Here is a 20,093-nt window from a genome sequence, read left to right as displayed (position 1 = left end):
ACTGATAAATCCGTAAACAATTAATTTTTCAAAATGTTAAAAAAGTAAGAAGGTATTCTATTATTCCGCTTTCATTTATCACCCGATACTTCCATTCATTTCAACCGTTTTTAATACGCTGATTTTGAATAAATAGATATATAACTAATGTGTGGCAATTAAATTTAATTAACATGAAAAGTGGAAAAGTAGCCATCTTAATGATTGGCATGGTGGTAGCGGGTATAAGTGTAAGCGCACAAAGCAAAAAAGAAAGAATTGAACTGTTAACGCGAAAGGCGGATAGTCTTGAAAAAACATTGGTCGTCAAGAATGAAAGTTTGGTTCAGTTACAAATAAAATTAGCAAGGATGGAAGGTGCAACAGATGCCCATAATGAAGTAATCAAACGACTTGAAAATAAGGCAGACAGTTTAAAAGAGGTGCTTATTGCAAGGAATATAACCATTGAAAGCCAGACAGCTAAGATAACACAATTAACTACGGATATTAATGGATTACAGGCTCAGCAAAAAGAATGGACAAGTAAAAATGAAGCATTAACTTTAGAGGTTAACTCACTGAAACCAAAATCGGGAGATGTCGGGATAGTTCTTAAGGATACCAAACCAGCAGATCCTGTGAAAGAGGAACTAAAAACCGGTACTAAGCCAGAAACTGTAGTCAAAAACTAACCATGACCTATTTTTGATCCTCAAAAACTAATAAAATTAAAATTGGAATAAAATCACCCGCAGGATACGCAGATTCACTTATAAGGGTCATTCCAATTTTATTTATGAAAAATCTCATTAATGGTACGTTAGTTAAAGAAAAATTTCAAACTTATTTTAAACATAAGGTTTGAATTATTGGGATAACGAATATTACGCGGATAGGTTCCGGATAAGGCGAAAATCGGCCGTTAGCTATTTTATTGGCGAGCAGAATAAGCGGCGACCTTCGTATATCATTGAAAGAAACCAAGAGGGAATGCCTGTTGCGGGGCTTTTAATAACTATTTTCTTTACGATTTTGGTGATCCACAAGGGGAATTCTTTGAACATCCATGAATTGATCTTCGGTTCAATATAGCGTAACGGAGTTGTTTTACGTTGTGGTATTAAGTTTGATCTTTAGTATAATCTACTTATAGATTATTAATCGGCCTCTGGTGACATAATAATCACTATACGTGTCGGCATAGTTTGGATTATCGCTACCTTATTTCCGTAGTTAGAGGTATACCCTTTTTCGGCAAATTTCTTAATTTGCTGCCAATGGCTCCGGAATGCCCATGCTGACTTTTGACCGGAGAAATGATGAGGAAGAAATATGGTATAAGGTTGATGCTCCCAAAACTGCTTGGGAACCTAAAAACGGACAAAATCAATTTGTTTTTTATAATTACCGGGAGACATACCGGTAACCTTTTTAAATATTTTGGAAAAATAAAATATATTTTCGAAGCCGGTTTGAACAGCAATTTCTGCATAAGTCAGCTGAGTGGTAACCATCAGGTATTGAGCCCGTTCAATTCTTTTTTCATGGATATATTTTAAGGGCCTTTCACCGGTGTACTGTTGAAACAAGCGTGAGAAATAATCGGTATGCTGATTCGCTCTTTCGGCCAGATTGGTTACTGACAACTCCTGGTGCAGGTTCAATTGGATATGGCTGATCGCATTAAGGATTTTAACCGGTATGTGGCCGACTTCTTTATGTTTGAATATTTCCRGTGTTAAAAAGCGGGAGACCAATTGCAAAAGAATGCCATGGGTCTCTGTAAAAGTCGCCATGTTTTGCCGATTATTAAGTTCCTGATACTCCTTATAAAAGATGTTTTTTTCGTATATCCTGGGATTGTCAGAACGGTTGATACCCCTGCCAGGGTTTATTTCCAATAAGCGGGCAAAATTCAAGGTATCAACTGTTGTTGCTTTTACTTTAAAAATAGACCGGTTGTTGACGAACAAGGAGATACCATCGGATGACTCCTCAAAAAACTGTATAAAATACTGGCTCAGGTGATTTTGGCAAGCAAGGTTGCACAAAGTGAAACTTGGTATCATGTATAGAAATCCGGGCTCGAGGTTCAGCGTTGTTGAAATATCTGAAATTTCACCTGCACCGGCATCGATGTAATAAAGTCTGAAATACGGACTAATCACGTTTTTATAATTCCATTTCGTGCCAAGGTTCACATGATCTACATTCAATAGCGTAAACGTATGTTTTAATACTCTTTTAATCATAATGTGCAGCAGGTAAGCTATTATAAAATTATTGTTTCATCTGTAAGGATGCCTTTCTGTGTATTTCTAATTGCGTCGTCCAGAACAGGTTTCGTGCTTTCGACAGAACAATAATAAACAAAATGTCGGTTTTGTATAAAAAAAAGTCCCATTAGATCAACTATTTAAATATAATTTAAATGAAATTTGATTTATCAATTATAGATGCAAACAATGTGTATTGCTGATCAACCAATTATAGATATACAGTGACTTATAGAATTTTACTTAATCGTCCGGCTATTCATTTGTATAGCAGATCAGTATAGCTATTTATTAATAATCACCAACCCCAATTATGAAAAGAAGAACACTAATAAAAGGCTTGGCCACAGGGATATCTTCCTTATACCTGTCTAAACTTTATGCTAACAATCTGTTGCAAACCCCTTCAAATCCCGACATTGCCGCCGGGCAGTTTAAGCCAACATGGGATTCATTGGCCGGGTACCAGGTTCCGGATTGGTTCCGCGATGCCAAATTTGGCATCTGGGCGCATTGGGGGCCGCAATGCCAGGCCGAACGTGGTGACTGGTACGCCCGCGGCATGTACCAGGAAGGCAGCGACCAGTATAAATACCATATCCAAAAATATGGACACCCTTCGAAATTTGGTTTTAAGGATGTGATTAACGATTGGAAGGCTGAGAACTGGAATCCGGAAGAATTGGTGGCTTTATACAAAAAGGCAGGAGCTAAATACTTTATGGCCCTGGCTAATCATCATGATAACTTTGATTTGTATGATAGTAAATACCAGAGCTGGAACTCTACCAAGCTTGGCCCCAAAAAAGATCTGATTGGCGGCTGGGCCAAGGCTGCTAAAGAACAGGGTCTGCCTTTTGGCGTCAGTGTGCATGCATCGCACCCCTGGACCTGGTTCGAGGTTGCCCAGCGCGCTGATAAAACCGGACCATACGCGGGCATACCTTATGATGGTAAGCTTACCAAAGCGGATGGCGCAGGTAAATGGTGGAATGGCTATGATCCGCAGGAATTGTATGCGCAAAACCATCCCCTGAGTAAAGACAGCCTTGATGACAACAGCATGGGCTCCCATTGGGATTGGGGTAATGGGGCCAGCGTACCTAATAAAGCCTACTGCGATAAATTTTTGAACCGCACTATAGAATTGATTGACAAGTACGGCCCAGAACTGATTTATTTTGATGATACCGCACTACCCCTTTGGCCGGTAAGCGACGTAGGGTTGAAAATTGCGGCGCATATGTACAATACCAGTATCAAAAAACACGGTAAACTACAAGCGGCACTGTTTGGTAAAGTATTGAATGAGCAGCAGCGTAAATGCATGATATGGGATATAGAACGCGGACAAAGCAACCAGATAGAACCTTTGCCATGGCAAACGGATACCTGTATCGGTAGCTGGCACTATGATCGCCGCATATTTGATAACAAAGGTTATAAAAGTGCCAGAACTGTAGTACATACCCTTGTTGATATTGTCAGTAAAAACGGTAACCTATTGTTAAATATTCCTGTACGTGGCGACGGCACTATCGACAGCGAAGAACGCGCGGTAGTTGAAAACATAGGAGCGTGGATGCAGGTTAACGGCGAAGCGATTTATGGTACCCGCCCCTGGAAAGTATTTGGGGAAGGCCCGGCAATAGAATCGGCAGCGCCAATCAACGCGCAGGGCTTTAACGAGGGTAAGGGGAAGCCGTTCGTGGCCGAAGATATCAGGTTTACTGTAAAAGGTAAAAGCCTTTATGCCACAATGTTGGGTTGGCCGGCAGGAAACGAAGCCCTGATTAAAAAGTTAGCAGGTAATGAGGCGGGTAAGGTAAGCAAGGTAAGTTTGCTTGGAAATGGTAATTTGAGTTTTGAGCAAACCACAGCAGGCCTCAAAGTAAAATTGCCGGAACAGGCCCCCGGTAAAGATGCGTTTGTTTTAAAAATTGAAGGGGCTGTTTAATATCTGATCATGACAAAGAATAAAAGTCTTTTCCCATTTATATTGATTACCAGTTTGTTCTTTTTATGGGGTTTTGCGCATAACCTTGACCCCATATTGATACCACACCTGAAAAAATCATTTACCCTGACAACCGTTCAGGCTACGCTGGTAGATTCGGCCGTATTTATAGCCTATTTTTTGATGGCTTTGCCGGCGGGGTTTATTATGAAAAAATACGGCTATAAAACAGGTATTATAACGGGCCTGCTTATTTTTGCGTTTGGTTCCTATTTATTTATACCGGCCGCCAATACGCAGCAGTACACGTTTTTCCTTGTAGCCTTGTTTATCATTGCCTGCGGATTGACCATTTTAGAAACAGCCGCCAATCCGTATGCTTCCTCATTAGGTGATCCCGCAACCTCTACACAAAGGCTTAACTTTGCGCAATCATTTAACGGACTGGCTACAACATTGGCGCCTGTAATTGGCGCACGTATTATACTTACCAAAGGTTATACTCCGGCACAATTGGGTGTAATGACAGAGCAAGGCCGCAAACTAGCGCTTGCCGCCGAAGCCTCTTCCGTGAAAATGCCTTATTTTATACTCGGTAGCGTACTGGTGATCATCGCCATCGTGTTTGCCTTTACCCGCCTGCCCAAGATTCAGCAGCATGAAGGGCATACAGCCAGTAAAAACATTTTCCATGCCTTAAAACACCGCCATTTAGCATGGGGGGTAGCTGCGCAGTTTTTTTACGTGGGCGCGCAGGTTTGTGTGTTCAGTTTGTTTATCCTGTATGCAACGAAATCTGCCGGCGTTACAGAAGTAAAGGCGGCCGACTATTTAGGTATATGCGGTTTTGCATTTTTGATCGGCAGATTTATTGGTACGTTTTTAATGCGGTATTACAGTTCATCGGTTTTGCTGGCAGTTTATGCGGGCATCAATATCTTACTTAGCATTGTCGCCATTTTAGGTCATGGCATGGTAACCGTTTACACGGTCATCGGTATCTGCTTTTTTATGTCCATTATGTTCCCAACCATTTTTGCGCTGGGTATAAAAGAGTTAAAGGCTGATACAGAATTTGGCAGTAGCCTGATCATTATGTCAATTGTCGGCGGAGCCGTTTTGCCAAGGGTGTTTGGTTATATCAGCGATGCGACAGGCAATATTCAATATGGCTATGTGGTACCATTGCTTTGTTTTGTGGTGGTGGCAGTTTTTGGATTTAAAGGTCATCGGGTAAAAGTGAAGGCTGAAGATTTACCGGTTTCAGCTATCCTTTAAAATAACCATTTCTAACATGCAAGAAATCAATTTACCCAAAGTAATTTTTGGAACCAGTGGTTTAGGAAATTTATATGTAGCTCTTTCTGATGAGGCTAAATGCGCTATTGTTGCTGAAAGTGTGAGGTGTTCCCCTAAACCAGCTGTATTTGACTCAGCCGGTAAGTATGGCGCCGGACTCGCACTGGAATCGTTGGGAAAGTCGTTAACGCAATTGAATGTAAAACCTTCGGAGGTGCTTATCAGCAATAAACTGGGCTGGCTGCGTACAGAATTAAAAACAGCCGAACCTACTTTTGAGCCTGGCGTTTGGCGGGATCTGAAATATGATGCGGTGCAAAAAATAAGCTATGAAGGCATCCTGGAATGCTATGAACAGGGGAATGAGCTTCTGGGTGATTACTGTGCAGAACTTGTATCTGTACATGACCCTGATGAATACCTTACTGCGGCTAAAGATGAGCTGGAACAAACACAACGTTACCGGGATATATTGGACGCTTACCGTGCGCTGAATGAATTAAAGCGGGACGGTAAAGTGAAGGGCATTGGTGTAGGTTCGAAGGATTGGCGGATCATAAAAAAAATAACTCATGAGGTAAAGCTGGATTGGGTCATGATAGCTAACAGTATGACCATTCACAGCCACCCTGGTGAATTGGTTGAATTTATGCAGGAGCTTGAAAAACAGGGAACGTTGATCATCAATTCTGCTGTTTTCAATGGAGGTTTTTTAACAGGATCGCATTATTATAACTATCGAATGACTGATCCGATAAAAGATAGTGGCTTACATCATTGGCGGGCGATGTTTTATCAGCTGTGTACAGATCATAAAATTAAACCGGCAGATGCATGTGTGGCTTTTGGATTAAAGGCGCCGGGCGTTAAAAGTATTGCATTGAATACAACCAATGCCGAAAGAGTGGCACTGAATGTTGCGGTGGCTTCTTTAAAAATCCCGGCAACATTCTGGAATGAAATGAAAGAACGGGGATTAATTGATAAGGCATATGCCTCAGCCTATTTATAAAAATTAAATACTATTATGAAAAGATACTGTTTGGCTCTCGACTTAAAGGATGATCCACAACTAATAGCTGAATATGAACATTGGCATAAAGCTGAAAATGGCTGGCCTGAAATACGAAAAAGTATCCTGGATGCAGAAATTAAGAATATGCAGATCTATCGCACAGGAAACCGTTTGTTTATGATCATGGAAACCAGTGACCAGTATGTAGCGGAAAGAAAAGCGTTAATGGATGCAGGTAACCTTAAAGTACAGGAATGGGAACAATTAATGTGGAAATTCCAACAGCCCTTACCCTGGGCGAAAGAAGGGGAGAAGTGGGTAATGATGGAACAGATCTTCCAGCTTTAAAATAAATAATATGCAAGTAATAGTTTGTGAAGAGCCTGGAAAAATGGCACTCAGTTATCGTGAAAAGCCGGCAATAGAAGAAGGCTATGCCCAGATCAGGATCAGAAGAATAGGTATCTGCGGTACCGATTTGCATGCTTTTGAGGGTACACAGCCCTATTTTAATTATCCACGCGTTCTGGGGCATGAGCTTTCAGGTGAGTTGGTTGAGCCTAACGGCGCGCCCGGTTTTGAAAAAGGGGAGATAGTTACATTCATCCCATACTTTAACTGCGGTGTTTGTATTGCCTGCAGATTAGGAAAGCCTAACTGCTGTGCTAAAATTAATGTTTGTGGCGTTCATGTGGACGGAGGAATGGCCGAATACCTGAATGTACCAACGTATTCACTGGTACACGGTGATGGTTTAAGTTATGATGAACTGGCATTGGTAGAACCATTAGCCATTGGGGCCCATGGGATCAGGCGGGCGGGTGTAAAACCTGGCGAATATGTATTGGTGATGGGAGCCGGGCCAATAGGCCTCGGAATAATGGAGTTTGCCCGCATTGCAGGAGCTAAAGTAATTGCCATGGACCTTAACATAAGAAGGCTTGAATTTTGCCGGGACAGACTGCAGGTAGATCATATTATAAATGTATCTACCGAAGATGTACTGGAACGACTGGCCACAATAACAAAAGGAGATATGCCTACAGTGGTGATAGATGCCACAGGCAGCTTAAAAGCAATTAATAGCGGATTTCATTATATGGCGCATGGAGCCAGGTATGTTCTGGTTGGTTTGCAAAAAGGAGATATTAGTGTTAGCCACCCGGAATTTCACAAGCGCGAGGCCACTTTAATGAGCAGCCGTAACGCTACAAGGGAAGATTTTGAGCATGTTATTGCATCCATGAAAAAAGGCTTGGTTCAACCGTCTAATTATATTACACATCGTGTGCAATTTGACGCGGTCGCAGATGAGTTTGAAAGCTGGCTCGATCCGGCGAACGGAGTAATTAAAGCGATGGTAGAGGTATAGGAGCGGCGGTTTTTTCTCGTTGCAAAAATTGAGCGTTTTGTTAAGTGAAGATAGCAAATTTAAAACTCACCGCAATACCCAAAACTACCTGGAAGAGTTCAGGTAATTTATGTAACAGTCTTATTTATAGATTATTGTATATGTTTGCACATTTGGTCTATATTTTTTTCATCCTTGCACCCTCCCTTTTTTTAAGTTAATATAGTTTCATCCCTTGGAATATAGTTCAACGCGGTATGTTTGAAATGCTTATTTTGAATAATGTTCCAACAATTACCAGTTGAACCAACATCCATTTATTTTTTGACTTAGCGAACAGCTGAGGCCCAGTTTAAATTTTTATTGATATGTTAAAACCTTACTAAAGAACTGTGACGAGCTTTTTGATATTAAAATTCGCAATCGATTGCAAACCTAAAAACGTTAACTGTTTTATTTATATCACAAAAATTGCTCCGGTTATCGCCAATAAGATGGGACGAGTCACTAAAAAAGAAGAGCTAAAACAGGCCGCCGACCTTTTGGCAATTAAATTGCGGCGGTTGGATAGCCGAACAGCGAAGCGTTTTTTTGAGCAAATTAAGTTAGAAGAGCAAATATGAAAGTAGTATACATTACCGATGGTCGGCCAAAATTGAAAAAGTTAACAAAGAAACAGGATTTAAAGCAGACAGCCGATTTATTGGCAAGCCAATTAAGAAATTCTATTTCTTCAAAAAGAACCATTGAGATGATTAGAAAAATTGAGCTTGCTGGTTAACAAATGTGTAAAGTAAAAGCCGGCGCGTTCAACACCGACTTTGGTCGGCTAAATTATTAAAATAGTGTATGTGAATACGTATGCAAGCAAAAAAAGAAAGGCTGTAAGTATCTAACTTGCAGCCTTCTACATTATTTTGATGTACCCCTGAGCGGGAATACTTTGAACACTTAGAAGCCTTTTTACGGCTTATTGAGCCAATAATCCTAGATTTGAAAGTTAAAGGCTTTATAAAATAAGGTGAGGGGGCTTAATGTCTTGAGTTTTAATACGCCTTGACCGGATTACTTTTGAACCGTTTTTCTTGGATATATTAAAAAAATTACAGCTACAGACAAAAGGTATAGCGCATTTTTCAATGCACCTTTTTAGGAGAGTTAGGGTTGTGAACCTTGATTCTTATATATTGGTAATCAGTAATTTACACTTTCAAAAGTCCTTTACTCCAGAGGTAAGGCGCATCTGGCGTGTTTTCCCAAAAGCCCTCGAGTGCCTGTGTTTTGGCAGGCTGAAAGACGGACATTTTTTACATAAAGGGTATCGCCGATCCACATTTGTAAAGGAATCAGTATCGTAATTGCCGCTATAGCAATTGAAAAATCCATCCTGGCAAATTCCAAATGGCGCTTTCGCAGGAGATACCATGCGGAGATGCCAACGATCAAAAATGCGGACGAAAAGAGCGAGGCCAACAGCATGTGAGGATACCTAATCCTGAATGCCGAATTAAAGACCGCATGCCACCACTGGGTAATAAAGAATTGCCCGTTATGTTCCGCATAACCGACCGGGGTTTGCAGCCAGGAATTGGCACCCACGATCCAAGTGGCTGAGATCAGCGTACCGAAAGCCACCATAAATGTGGCAAAAAAATGAACCCCAGGCTTTATCCGGTTCCAGCCCAACAGCATAATGCCCAAAAAGCCTGCCTCCAGAAAGAATGCGGTGATCACTTCCATGCCGATGATGCTACCTAGAACCGGACCGGCAGCATAAGAAAACCGTGACCAGTTCAGGCCAAACTGAAAGGACATAAAGATCCCTGTTACCACGCCAATCGCAAAATTCAAGGCAAAAATCGATGACCAAAATTTGTAAAGGCTGAAATAAACTGGTTTCCCTGTTTTAAGATATAATCCATGGATCAGGACAAGGAACCAGGCGAGACCGATTGACAGCGAGGGGAAGATAATATGGAATGAAGCTGTAAATCCAAATTGAAAACGCGATAAAAATTCTGCAAGATCTTTCATAAATCTAAAGTCTATTATGTGTAAAGATGGCCAGTGTTGTTACGGCTGTTCTGATGATGAGGATCCCGCCTTTCCATCTACGAAGACTGGTAGCCGCTTCGTAAGGCATCCCGGGTACGGTAAAAGCAATGTTGTAGAGCGAAAATGATTTAAGCCCATTCGCAGATTGATTTAAATCTTGCATTTTTCCTGATCTATTTTAATTGACTACTTCCTCCTGTGTGATACCGTGTACAAATACCAGTAAAGAACTGATGCGTCCTTTTGAAATCGTAAAAATGTCCTGCCCGGAAATTTGACCCGGATCTGATGACGGTCCGAACTGCCAGGACAATAGCGCCTGCTGATGATGAACCTCCACCGGTTTGGCGATGCCGAATTTGAAGCCCGGGTTATTTGACAGCAGATCGCCAATAAAACCGCTGATCTCCTCATGGCCGCTTAAAATCCCGCTAGGATCAAATACCCTGATCTGTTCCGTATAAATATTTCTGGCTAAAGCCAAACGCTTTATTGGATCTGCCTCGCCCCAAAGTGCCAGATGTGCTTCGACCAGGGCAATCGCAGCAGATACTTCCTTATTTTCCATGGTACGTGATATGGTAAAATTCCTTTCATCATATTTGATTTTCCTGCAGCCAATTATTCAAAGGCAATGCCGTAGTATAAATTGCTGGAAAACAGAACCTTACACCAAACAGCATGGATCGTTGCCCTAACGCTATTTCAAGAAACCGAAGGGGATTGTCCAAATATCAACGCCCTGGGGGGGAAGTTAAGAACCAGGGAAATTTGCGTTTTTAGCTTTGATCCGTGGTTTAAGTTGCCGCATTTCATAGCAGGAATATTCACTTCAAACTGTTACGATTGGCTCAGTAACAGAACTATAAAATTTAGACAGCGATTGTTTTTATATCGCTAAATTACCGTAATGTCAGCGGTATATCGTTTCCTGCAATTGTGGCATTTGGGTGTAAGTAGTTCATAGTCAATATTATAAATACAGGCATGACCTTTGGCTTCTCCTTAGAAATTCAGCACCATGTTAAAGAGATCCATATTATTGCTTTTAGCCGCAGGTGTAGGCAACGCTTTCGGGCAGGGGATAACTAAGGTTTCTCCCGATGCCAATTTTCCCGATAGCGTAATGATCAAGGTACATGCATCCTATGATCAAGTCAGGGGCATCCACCGTTGGCTGTTCGGGGAAAATTACCGTAAGGAATGGGCCGCAACCGTCAAACTCCCCGTGATCAGGATATCTCGTTTATTCGGGGGATTAACACCCGAAAAATTTGGCGGTGGCATGGAAACCAGATCGATCAGAATGATCGATAAGACGGGCAAAGAATGGGTTATCCGCAGCGTGGAGAAAATTCCAGATATGTTAGTCCCGGAGAATTTGCGGCAGACCTTTGCCGTGGATTGGGTTGACGACGAATACAGCGGGCAGCATCCTTATTCAGCACTGATCGTGCCCCCTTTAGCCGTGGCCGCAAGAGTTCCGCATGCTAATCCGGTGATCGGGGTGCTTGCCGCGGATCCAGTGATGGGTACATTTAGTGCTGACTTTGCAGGCCGCCTGGTGCTGATGGAAGAACGTGAACCGGCTGGGGCGTCCGACAACACCTTTAAAATGCTCAAAGCCGTCTATTCAAACTTTGATAACCGAATAGATAAAAAGGAAGTATTGAGGGCGCGGATGCTCGATCTGCTGATTGGCGACTGGGACAGGCATGAGGACCAATGGCGCTGGGCTGCAACGAGGGACGGAAAAGAAAAGATCTATGTTGCCGTTCCCCGCGACCGTGACCAGGTGTTCCATTTAACAGAGGGGCTTTTTCCTTCTATCGCGCAACTACCATGGCTGGATCCCCAGCTTGATCATTTCGATGGAAAAATTCCGCATGTCAAATATTCGCTATTTAAGACCAGGTTTATTCAGCCCTATCCGGATGCACAATTCAGCTATGAGGAATGGGTGCAGGTAGTCCATGATTTTGTAAAAGCAGAGACTAATGAAGTACTAGCAGAAGGTATCCGGCGATTACCTGATGGCGTCTATGAATTGCGTCACCGGGAGCTGCTTGAAAAGCTTAAAAAGCGACGTGACAATTTACCTGTGGCGATGGATGAATATTATCGCTTTATCAATAAGATCGTTGACCTGCGGTTAACAGATAAAGATGAGTGCGTACTGATTTCCGACACTGCCGGAAAGGGACTGCATATTTTGGTTAATAAGTGCGGTCCCGGCGGAAAGGCAGGAGTTGCATTGCTGGATATGACCTACCACCCCGAAATAACCAAAGAGATCAGGTTGTACCTGATGGGCGGAAATGATCAGGTCAGAATAAATATCGATAGCTCAAAAATAAAATTAAGGATTGTTGACAGTACGGGTAACAAATCTTTTGATATTCAACATGCCAACAATAAAATAGTGCTGTATGGCAGTCAAAACACGTTGGGCCTAAAGGGATATACCAAAATGGTCAATACGCATTTTTCAAAGGATACACTTAACAGCCGGTTTTTAGCTACCAATCATTATAACCTCTGGATGCCGCTGGCAACGGCCGCTATTAATCGGGATGATGGATTTTTACTGGGTTTAGGCTTTAGGTATACAGGTAAGGACGGGTTCCGAAAACTACCTTATGCCACGGTTCAGGAACTGATGATCACCCGCTCCTTTGCGACCAATGCATTTGGTATGGCCTACAACGGGCAATGGGTACAGGCGATCGGCAAAGCTGACCTGGTGATCAACGCGACAGCAGACGCACCTGACAATTCGATGAACTTTTTTGGACAGGGAAATGCCACGGCATTAAATAAAACCGGTGATTACCAACGCTATTACCGTGCGCGGTTCAATCTTTATCAGGTCGAACCGGCACTGCGCTGGGCAACGGGTAAGGGGGCTTCGATCAGTGCCGGCCCATCCCTGCAATTTTACCATTTGAACCCGGATGTAAATATAGGCCGTTCCATCCTCCAACCGGGAGTGGTCAGATCTTACGATAGCACTACGTTAAATAAGGACAGGCTCCACCTGGGATTAGTCCTAAACTATAAAACCGACCAGAGAAACAATAAAGTATTACCCTCTAAGGGCTATTTTCTGGATATGAAGGTACAGGGCTATATTGGCCTGAACAATGATTCCCGGTCTTTTTTGCAGGTTAAACCGGAGTTTACCTACTATCAAAAACTGGATAGCGCGGGCATTTTTGTACTGTCTGACCGGCTTGGCGTTGGTATCGCCTTCGGAAATCCGGCCTTTTATCAATCCGGCTTCCTGGGCGGACAGGGCAATCTATTGGGGTATCTGCAAAATAGGTTTGCCGGACCGCGCCTGGCTTTCAATAACCTGCAGGCCAGGGTGAGGCTTGCAAATCTTGGTGGCTATATCCTACCTGGACAGTTGGGCATCACGGGTTTTTATGATGTCGGTCGTGTATGGGTTAACGGTCAAAATGACGACCGGTGGCATCACGGCGTTGGTGGCGGGGCATATTTTGCCCCGGCCAGCCTGACGGTGATCCAGGTGCTCGCCGGCCACTCAGTCGAAGGGTGGTACCCGTATATCTCCCTTAATTTCAGAATCTAACAGAATAAACACTATGCAACAAATCACCGCAATTTGGCTTCAATCGATCGAAGCACTTAAAATGGTGCCGATCCATCAACTGGAATGGTTCATTGCGAACAGTTTAGAGCATAGCCTGGAGCCGGAAGAGCTCTTATTTACTCCCGGAACGCCCGTTGATGCTACTTATATCGTGTATTCGGGCCGGATCAGCATGTATGTGTTACAAAATGGTGAAGCCAGGGAATTTGTGCTGGCCCGCCCGAAAGCTATCAATGGTTATTTGCCTTTTTCACGCGGCAAGATCAACTTTGGTTACGGCCGGGCTTTGGAAAAAACCGTGTTACTTTCGTTCCCGGTTACTAAGGGCAATGACATGATCTGTAACCACCTGGAGCTTACCGAAGCGTTGGTGCAGGTGATGACCAGCCGGGTCAGGGATTTTACTACTCGGCAGCAGCAGGACGAAAAGATGATGGCGTTGGGCAAGTTATCGGCCAGTCTGGCTCATGAGTTAAACAACCCGGCGGCCGCGATCCTGCGAGATGCCCGTTCCCTGAAAATTCATTTAACGGCCGCCCGCAAAAGCTTTCAGAACATCGTTGGCCTTCGGATTGATCCGGAAAAGGTTGCCTTTATCAATGCATTTATCGAGCGGTTGCTCAATGAACTCGCCGCGCCGACTTTGAGCCTTAAAGACCGCACTGTATTGGAAGATGAATTAACGGCCTGGCTTGCCGGGCAGCAGATTATCCCCGCCGCAGCGATCGCAGAAACCCTGGCGGAATCGGCTGTTTGCTTAACCGATCTGAAACATTTGGTCGAACAATTGCCGGCAGCCAATAAGAGAGGGGTATTGAATTGGATCCATAACAACCTGTTAATTGCGCGCATGGTCAGCGATATCGGTTCAGCATCCAATAAAATTGTTGAACTCGTTGGTTCCGTCAAAATTTATACGCATATGGATCAAAACCGTGATAAGCAATATACAGATGTTCATGAAGGGATCCGTAATACGCTGGTCATGCTGCGCCATAAAATGATACAAGGCCAGGTTAAGATAGTGGAAGATTTTGATCCTGCGTTGCCGCCAATCAATGCCATGGCTGGGGAACTTAATCAGGTCTGGACTAACTTGATCGATAACGCGCTGGATGCGATGGCTGAGGTTAAGGCCGGATCGCTGGAGATCAGGACACGTCGGCAGGATGATTTTGTATACATTTCCTTTACCGATAACGGCGTGGGCATCCCATCAGCCTTGCAGGAAAAAATCTTTGAGCCTTTTTTCACTACCAAGGGCCTTCAAAACGGAACCGGCCTGGGGCTGGAGATAGTTCAGCGTATTATTCAACAGCATGCGGGAAGTATCAGGCTGGCTTCCGTGTCCGGGCAAACGGTGTTTGAAGTTTGCCTGCCGGTCAATGGCTGACCCAATAAAAAATTTAATAAATCTAAATATCAAAGATATGAGCCTACCCATAATTTTTTGCATTGACGATGATCCGCACGTATTAAGGGCGATCACACAGGACCTGAAAGATTATTACCGTGAAGATTACCGGATTATGAGTACTACGCATATCCAGGAAGCTTTAGATACCTTGCTTGATTTAAGGAACAAGGGGGAAGCCATTGCGCTTTTCCTTTCGGACCAGAAAATGCCTGAAATGGAAGGTGTAATGTTTCTTGGCTGCGCACGGAAATTCTTCCCTGAAGCAAAAAGAGTATTGCTCACCGCTTATGCAGATAAAGATGCAGCGATTAATGCGATCAACAGTGTCCAGCTGGATTATTATTTAATGAAACCCTGGGATCCGCCCGAAGAAAAACTCTATCCGCTGCTGGACGGTTTGTTAAATGACTGGCAAAACTCCTACCGGCCGGGTTATACGGGTATTAAAGTGGTAGGCTTTCAATATTCCCAACAATCGCATGAGCTCAAGGATTTTCTTGCCGGCAACCTGGTACCCTACCATTGGGTGGATATCCACGTAACAGAAAATGCCGAAGAAATGCTGATATTAAACGGGCTTACACCCAAAGATCTGCCAGTCATCTTTTTTGACGACGGGTCGGTATTAATTAAACCCACGGTTCATGAGGTGGCCGCTAAAATCGGGCTTCGTCCGGAATTAAAGAATGATGTTTATGATGTGGTTATCATCGGAGCCGGCCCGGCCGGCCTTGCTGCCGGAGTCTACGGCGCGTCCGAAGGGCTAAAGACACTGCTGATTGAAAAACGCTCTCCTGGTGGGCAAGCCGGGACCAGCAGCCGTATTGAAAATTACCTGGGTTTTCCAGCTGGAATCAGCGGTGCAGAATTGACTTCCCGGGCTTTAATACAAGCAAAACGGCTGGGTATCGAGTTTATATCTTCAACATCCGTTATAGCTATGGAGGAAAAAAACGGATACAAAAAAATTGAACTGGAGGATGGGACTTTTATAAATGCAAGAAGCGTAATTCTAACCACGGGCGTACAATACCGGAAATTGGAGACAGAGGGTGTCGCACGTTTTACGGGGGCAGGAATCTATTACGGATCGGCGATAACAGAAGCAAAAGTCTGCAAAGACAAAGAGGTCTTTATCGTCGGTGGTGGAAACTCTGCAGGACAATCCGCCATGCATTTGTCGAAATATGCAAAAAACGTTTATATACTGATCAGAAAGGAAACCTTAGCTAACACCATGTCTGCTTATCTGATCAGTCAGATCAACGAAACGCCGAATATTCACATTCTTGGTAAAACGGAAATATTACAGGCCAAAGGAACAGATCGGCTGGAGGAACTGGTTTTAACAGCAATGGGTGTATCCGTAAGACAAAAAAAGCCTGCCGATGCTTTATATATCTTTATCGGTGCCAAACCCATCACTGAATGGATAACATTGAACATCGTCAAAGACCGGAAAGGATTTTTGGAAACGGGTTTATCACTGAAAACCTATGCGGCTTTCAAGAAAATATGGAAACTACACCGGGATCCTTATCCGCTCGAAACCAGCTGCCCCGGTGTTTTCGCTGCCGGAGATGTGCGTTCAGGATCCATGTGCCGGGTAGCCTCCGCTGTTGGCGAAGGTTCCATGGCGATCAGTTTTGTCCACAGATACTTAAGCGAGGTAAAGTAAAGCGATATTCGGCATTAGCCTTTGGAATCAATCCACTACCTGACTGAGTGGCGGGTAGTCGATATTATCGATCGGGCATAAGCTACTGCGTCCGCTCGCCGCACTCAACGGCCTTATTCCCTAATGCCCGTGTAACCCGCCCGGTCTTTTTCAAACCCCTCTTTAAAACATCCATGTCCGCCGCGTTGAACTACCGCAATATTTACTGTTGAGATATCAACTTCAAGACGCCATTTGGCGAGATAGCATAAATAGGTATCGCCAATATTTTAATCAATATCCTCGTAATCAATTAATTACAATTCGGCACTTTGTGTGCATGTTCCAGGTATGGATGAACGACTAAAGAGGACAGCGCTAATGATCGCCATGACGGGTAGTGTTGACGGAGCCGCCGGGGCGACCGCTGCGGGTACAGAACATAACTTCGATGGGATGCTGATCATCGCAGTGCTGATCATTTTAGGCCTGGTAGGCACCATTGGACTGCTGATCTATACCCTGACCTATTTCGCCGGGAAAGTGCGTCGTATTTAATATTTAACTCAACATAAATGGCAAAAATTCTTCATGTGATCTCAAGCCCCAGGGGCTCAGAGTCGAACAGTATCAAATTGGGCAACGCGATAGTTGAAAAATTAAGGGAGCAACACCCCTCTGCGACCATCGTGGTTAAAGACCTTACTACCCATCCATTCCCGCACCTGGAGGAAGCGCATTTAAATGCATTTTTTACCCCGGTTGAAAAACACACGGCTGAAAATAGAGAGGCGATCAAGGCATCCGACCAGGCGATCGGGGAGATTCTGCAGTCAGATATCATCGTCATTGGCGCCCCTATGTACAATTTTTCCATATCGTCCACTTTGAAAGCCTGGATCGACCATATCGCACGCGCAGGCGTTACGTTCAAATACACCGATCATGGCCCTGAAGGCCTGATATCGGGTAAAAAGGTTTATTTAGCGGTCGCCAGTGGCGGAGTTTACAGCTCAGGGATATATCAGCCCTATGATTTCGCGGTGCCTTACCTTAAACATCTTTTAGGATTTTTAGGGATCACTGATGTAACGGTTATCCGCGCGGAAGGATTTTCAGTTGAGGCGTTAAAAGATAACGCGCTGGACAAGGGTAGCGATAGTATAGCAATCTGATTACTAAAAAGGAGGGTCAAAAAACCCTCCTTTTTAGTAATTATTTTAGATGCGCCCGGAGCATCCAGGCCATTTTCTCATGTGTTTCAGCAAGGCCGGTCATGTAATCGCTGGTGCCCATATCGTGGAGCTTATCAGCGGTGTAGTCGATCTTGCCGCGCAGGCTAATGATCAGGCTTTCGTGGTCTTTTAGTAATTCATGAATAAAGCCTACGCCGGTATTATTTTCGTGCAGTTGTTCGCTGAGGCGGGTTAGATCCAAAAAACTTTTTAAGCTGGCCGGTGCATAATGCCCTAAAGTGCGGATGCGTTCCGCCACGCTATCTAATATTTCATCCAGCTGCTGGTATTGTGATTCAAAGAATAAGTGCTTACTATGAAAGTCCGACCCCTCCACATTCCAATGGGCATTACGGGTTTTCGTGTAAAGCAGGTATTCATCTGCCAGGACGCTGTTCAGGGCGTGGGCTGCTTTTTCGAGGTTCTCGGCCGACAGGCCAATTGTTGGTTCCATGTTTTTTGATTTAATAGTGAATTTATTTGGGATTAAGGCTGAGGCCTTTTAATATGCCGGAACGATATACAGTTCGTCGTTGTTGATGGTATGGCACACGCCCTCCTTAATTGGTGTATACCCTTTTTTTAGAGTTTCATGGTCTTTAGTTGGATTTAAATGCCATTGTTTAAGGTTTTTTTCGGGCCGGACGCCAGCATGGGCAATTACTACGACGCCGAAGCGTAATACTATGATACTGCCAAAAATCAGGACCGCCGTTTTAAATGAACATGCCATTATTGATTGAGATTAACGGGAGGTGAAAAGGTGCCCGTGATGATTTGATATACGGTTATGATAAATAGGTAAATGATCACCAGCGTGGTCAACGCCAGCAAGATACCAGCTAATAATTGGTGCGCCCAACCGGTATGCGCACCCGCATAGATCAGGGAAGTAACAGTTACCGCTGTCAGGGGAAAGCTTACCGACCACCAGGAGACTTTAAACGGACAGGCCTTGGGGATCAGCATAATCTTGCTGCCAAACAAAAGCAGCAGGAATATATTAAAATAAAAAAGGACGGCTGAAAACAGGTCGATGCTCCCGGTTAGGCCTTGATATACCGAAAATGCCAATGCCAAAGGCCCTGTCAGGATCATAAGGGTAGGTTGTACTGCCTGAGGTAAAGGAGCCTGAAACAACAGCCTGGAGAAAATAATGGTCAGCAGGATTATAGAAAAAAGTATCCCGATACCAAAGGCCGCCAGCGAGATTTCGTGCGCTGAAGGTACCGCTAGTTTATAGCCGACAATGGGAATATCCAGCGTGCCGACCACCGGCAGGACCCAGGCAGGGTTGGCTGTTTGCGGTTGTTGTTGATGGTCGAACCATTTTCGCAATACATACCATGCAAAATAAAACATCAGCACTGCCCCGATACGCCAAAGCCCCGTGGCGCCCTCCGGGAAATAGGGTAATATAACCCCCGGGAGCAACAGCAGGCACACGATAAAGGTGGCAAAAAAACAAACCGCCACCGGGTCCTGCATTTCCTGATAAACAACTGATGGATACCTGAATATTTTGATAATATAAGTGATGGTCAGGGCAACGAAAGACAGTACGGCAATAAGCCCTATAAGTTCCGGTAACCGATGGTCCAGCGCCCAGTGAGCTGCGGCCAGCCGCCATGCAAAACATAAGCCGGTTAATCCCATCACACCACCAAAAAGGCTGACCGGTAAAAACTCAAGAAAGCGAACTCGTGGCGTAACGGTGCGATTCATCATGTGATAACTAAACTGTATTCCTGGGAGTAAGAATAGCCTGATGTTAACGATCAGGCTATCCTTTTTCTGGATATTGCTTAAACTAAGCGGCGGTCCGTCGCATTGATAGGGATCTCGTTAATGCTCGCATACCTTTTTTGCATCAGGCCATACGCATCAAATTCCCAGTTCTCATTGCCGTAGGCGCGAAACCATTCCCCTTTCTGGTTCCGGTATTCGTACTCGAAACGTACCGCAATGCGGTTATCGGTGAAGGCCCACAGTTCCTTTTTCAACTTGTAATCCAATTCCTTTTGCCATTTTTTTGCAAGAAATTTCGCTGCCGCCTCGCGTCCATTCAGAAACGTCCCGCGACTGCGCCATTCCGTATCCTCAGAATAAGCCATTACTATTTTTTCCGGATCCCGGGTGTTCCAGGCATCCTCGCCAGCTTGCACTTTTTGTAAAGCGGTTTCCAATGTAAATGGCGGTAAAGGTTCTCTTTTTTCCATGATCTTTTAAATTA

Annotated in this window: 19 protein-coding genes; 12 read left to right on the top strand and 7 right to left on the bottom strand. The window is 44.0% G+C overall.

Features of this window, described 5'->3' with window-relative positions; all coding sequences use genetic code 11:
- Positions 1–173 precede the first annotated feature (173 nt).
- On the top strand, positions 174–674 hold the full coding sequence (locus AC1DO4_RS20405; RefSeq protein WP_477419194.1) for a hypothetical protein: 501 nt from the start codon (positions 174–176) through the stop codon (positions 672–674).
- A 678-nt stretch (positions 675–1,352) separates the two neighbouring features.
- Here the strand turns inward: AC1DO4_RS20405 and AC1DO4_RS20400 are convergent.
- A complete protein-coding gene (locus tag AC1DO4_RS20400) occupies positions 1,353–2,234 on the bottom strand; it encodes a helix-turn-helix domain-containing protein (RefSeq protein WP_477419192.1) in 882 nt (293 codons plus the stop codon).
- Between the two features lie 337 nt (positions 2,235–2,571).
- Between AC1DO4_RS20400 and AC1DO4_RS20395 the strand changes: the two genes are divergently transcribed.
- From AC1DO4_RS20395 to AC1DO4_RS20370, 6 genes are all read left to right on the top strand, one after another.
- Positions 2,572–4,215 carry an alpha-L-fucosidase gene (locus AC1DO4_RS20395; protein WP_477419190.1) on the top strand — a complete coding sequence of 548 codons (1,644 nt, stop codon included), beginning with the start codon at positions 2,572–2,574 and terminating at the stop codon, positions 4,213–4,215.
- Between the two features lie 9 nt (positions 4,216–4,224).
- Positions 4,225–5,493: an L-fucose:H+ symporter permease gene (fucP, locus tag AC1DO4_RS20390; protein ID WP_477419188.1), complete on the top strand. Its 1,269-nt coding sequence runs from the start codon at positions 4,225–4,227 to the stop codon at positions 5,491–5,493.
- Between the two features lie 16 nt (positions 5,494–5,509).
- Entirely contained in the window at positions 5,510–6,526 is a 1,017-nt protein-coding gene (locus AC1DO4_RS20385; RefSeq protein ID WP_477419186.1) for an aldo/keto reductase, read from the top strand.
- Between the two features lie 15 nt (positions 6,527–6,541).
- Positions 6,542–6,877, top strand: a complete 336-nt coding sequence (locus tag AC1DO4_RS20380) for an L-rhamnose mutarotase (RefSeq protein ID WP_477419183.1) — start codon at positions 6,542–6,544, stop codon at positions 6,875–6,877.
- A 10-nt stretch (positions 6,878–6,887) separates the two neighbouring features.
- Positions 6,888–7,901 (top strand): zinc-binding alcohol dehydrogenase family protein, encoded by a 1,014-nt coding sequence (locus AC1DO4_RS20375; protein ID WP_477419181.1) that lies wholly within the window; start codon positions 6,888–6,890, stop codon positions 7,899–7,901.
- 598 nt (positions 7,902–8,499) lie between these two features.
- Positions 8,500–8,661, top strand: a complete 162-nt coding sequence (locus tag AC1DO4_RS20370; protein WP_477419179.1) for a hypothetical protein — start codon at positions 8,500–8,502, stop codon at positions 8,659–8,661.
- A 440-nt stretch (positions 8,662–9,101) separates the two neighbouring features.
- Here AC1DO4_RS20370 and AC1DO4_RS20365 read toward each other — a convergent pair whose 3' ends face one another.
- The gene (locus AC1DO4_RS20365) at positions 9,102–9,914 is read right to left on the bottom strand and encodes a cytochrome ubiquinol oxidase subunit I (RefSeq protein ID WP_477419177.1); all 813 of its coding nucleotides are present in this window, start codon (positions 9,912–9,914) and stop codon (positions 9,102–9,104) included.
- Positions 9,915–10,113: 199 nt separating this feature from the next.
- A complete protein-coding gene (locus tag AC1DO4_RS20360; RefSeq protein ID WP_477419175.1) occupies positions 10,114–10,503 on the bottom strand; it encodes a nuclear transport factor 2 family protein in 390 nt (129 codons plus the stop codon).
- A 453-nt stretch (positions 10,504–10,956) separates the two neighbouring features.
- On the opposite strand from AC1DO4_RS20360, the gene AC1DO4_RS20355 reads away from it, so the two are divergent.
- The 5 genes from AC1DO4_RS20355 to AC1DO4_RS20335 all read left to right on the top strand — a co-directional run bounded on the left by AC1DO4_RS20355 (position 10,957) and on the right by AC1DO4_RS20335 (position 17,800).
- Positions 10,957–13,530: a BamA/TamA family outer membrane protein gene (locus tag AC1DO4_RS20355; RefSeq protein WP_477419173.1), complete on the top strand. Its 2,574-nt coding sequence runs from the start codon at positions 10,957–10,959 to the stop codon at positions 13,528–13,530.
- 13 nt (positions 13,531–13,543) lie between these two features.
- Positions 13,544–14,944 carry an ATP-binding protein gene (locus tag AC1DO4_RS20350; RefSeq protein WP_477419171.1) on the top strand — a complete coding sequence of 467 codons (1,401 nt, stop codon included), beginning with the start codon at positions 13,544–13,546 and terminating at the stop codon, positions 14,942–14,944.
- Positions 14,937–16,646: an NAD(P)/FAD-dependent oxidoreductase gene (locus tag AC1DO4_RS20345; protein ID WP_477419169.1), complete on the top strand. Its 1,710-nt coding sequence runs from the start codon at positions 14,937–14,939 to the stop codon at positions 16,644–16,646. The genes AC1DO4_RS20350 and AC1DO4_RS20345 overlap by 8 nt, the downstream gene beginning before the upstream one ends.
- Positions 16,647–17,006: 360 nt before the next feature.
- Positions 17,007–17,183, top strand: coding sequence for a hypothetical protein (locus tag AC1DO4_RS20340; RefSeq protein ID WP_477419167.1), 177 nt, complete (start codon positions 17,007–17,009; stop codon positions 17,181–17,183).
- A gap of 17 nt (positions 17,184–17,200) precedes the next feature.
- Positions 17,201–17,800, top strand: coding sequence for an FMN-dependent NADH-azoreductase (locus AC1DO4_RS20335; RefSeq protein WP_477419165.1), 600 nt, complete (start codon positions 17,201–17,203; stop codon positions 17,798–17,800).
- A gap of 40 nt (positions 17,801–17,840) precedes the next feature.
- On the opposite strand, the gene AC1DO4_RS20330 is transcribed toward AC1DO4_RS20335, so the two are convergent.
- The 4 genes from AC1DO4_RS20330 to AC1DO4_RS20315 all read right to left on the bottom strand — a co-directional run bounded on the left by AC1DO4_RS20330 (position 17,841) and on the right by AC1DO4_RS20315 (position 20,079).
- Positions 17,841–18,314 carry a Dps family protein gene (locus tag AC1DO4_RS20330; protein ID WP_477419163.1) on the bottom strand — a complete coding sequence of 158 codons (474 nt, stop codon included), beginning with the start codon at positions 18,312–18,314 and terminating at the stop codon, positions 17,841–17,843.
- 48 nt (positions 18,315–18,362) lie between these two features.
- Positions 18,363–18,593 (bottom strand): hypothetical protein, encoded by a 231-nt coding sequence (locus AC1DO4_RS20325; RefSeq protein WP_477419161.1) that lies wholly within the window; start codon positions 18,591–18,593, stop codon positions 18,363–18,365.
- Positions 18,593–19,588, bottom strand: a complete 996-nt coding sequence (locus tag AC1DO4_RS20320) for an SLAC1 anion channel family protein (protein ID WP_477419159.1) — start codon at positions 19,586–19,588, stop codon at positions 18,593–18,595. Before AC1DO4_RS20320 ends, AC1DO4_RS20325 begins: the two co-directional genes overlap by 1 nt.
- Before the next feature lie 77 nt (positions 19,589–19,665).
- Entirely contained in the window at positions 19,666–20,079 is a 414-nt protein-coding gene (locus AC1DO4_RS20315; protein WP_477419157.1) for a DUF1348 family protein, read from the bottom strand.
- Positions 20,080–20,093: the final 14 nt, after the last annotated feature.

This window comes from Mucilaginibacter sp. P5_A6 (assembly GCF_056400585.1).
Note: the sequence above shows the minus strand (reverse complement) of the source record. Positions and strands in the feature narration are given on the sequence as shown.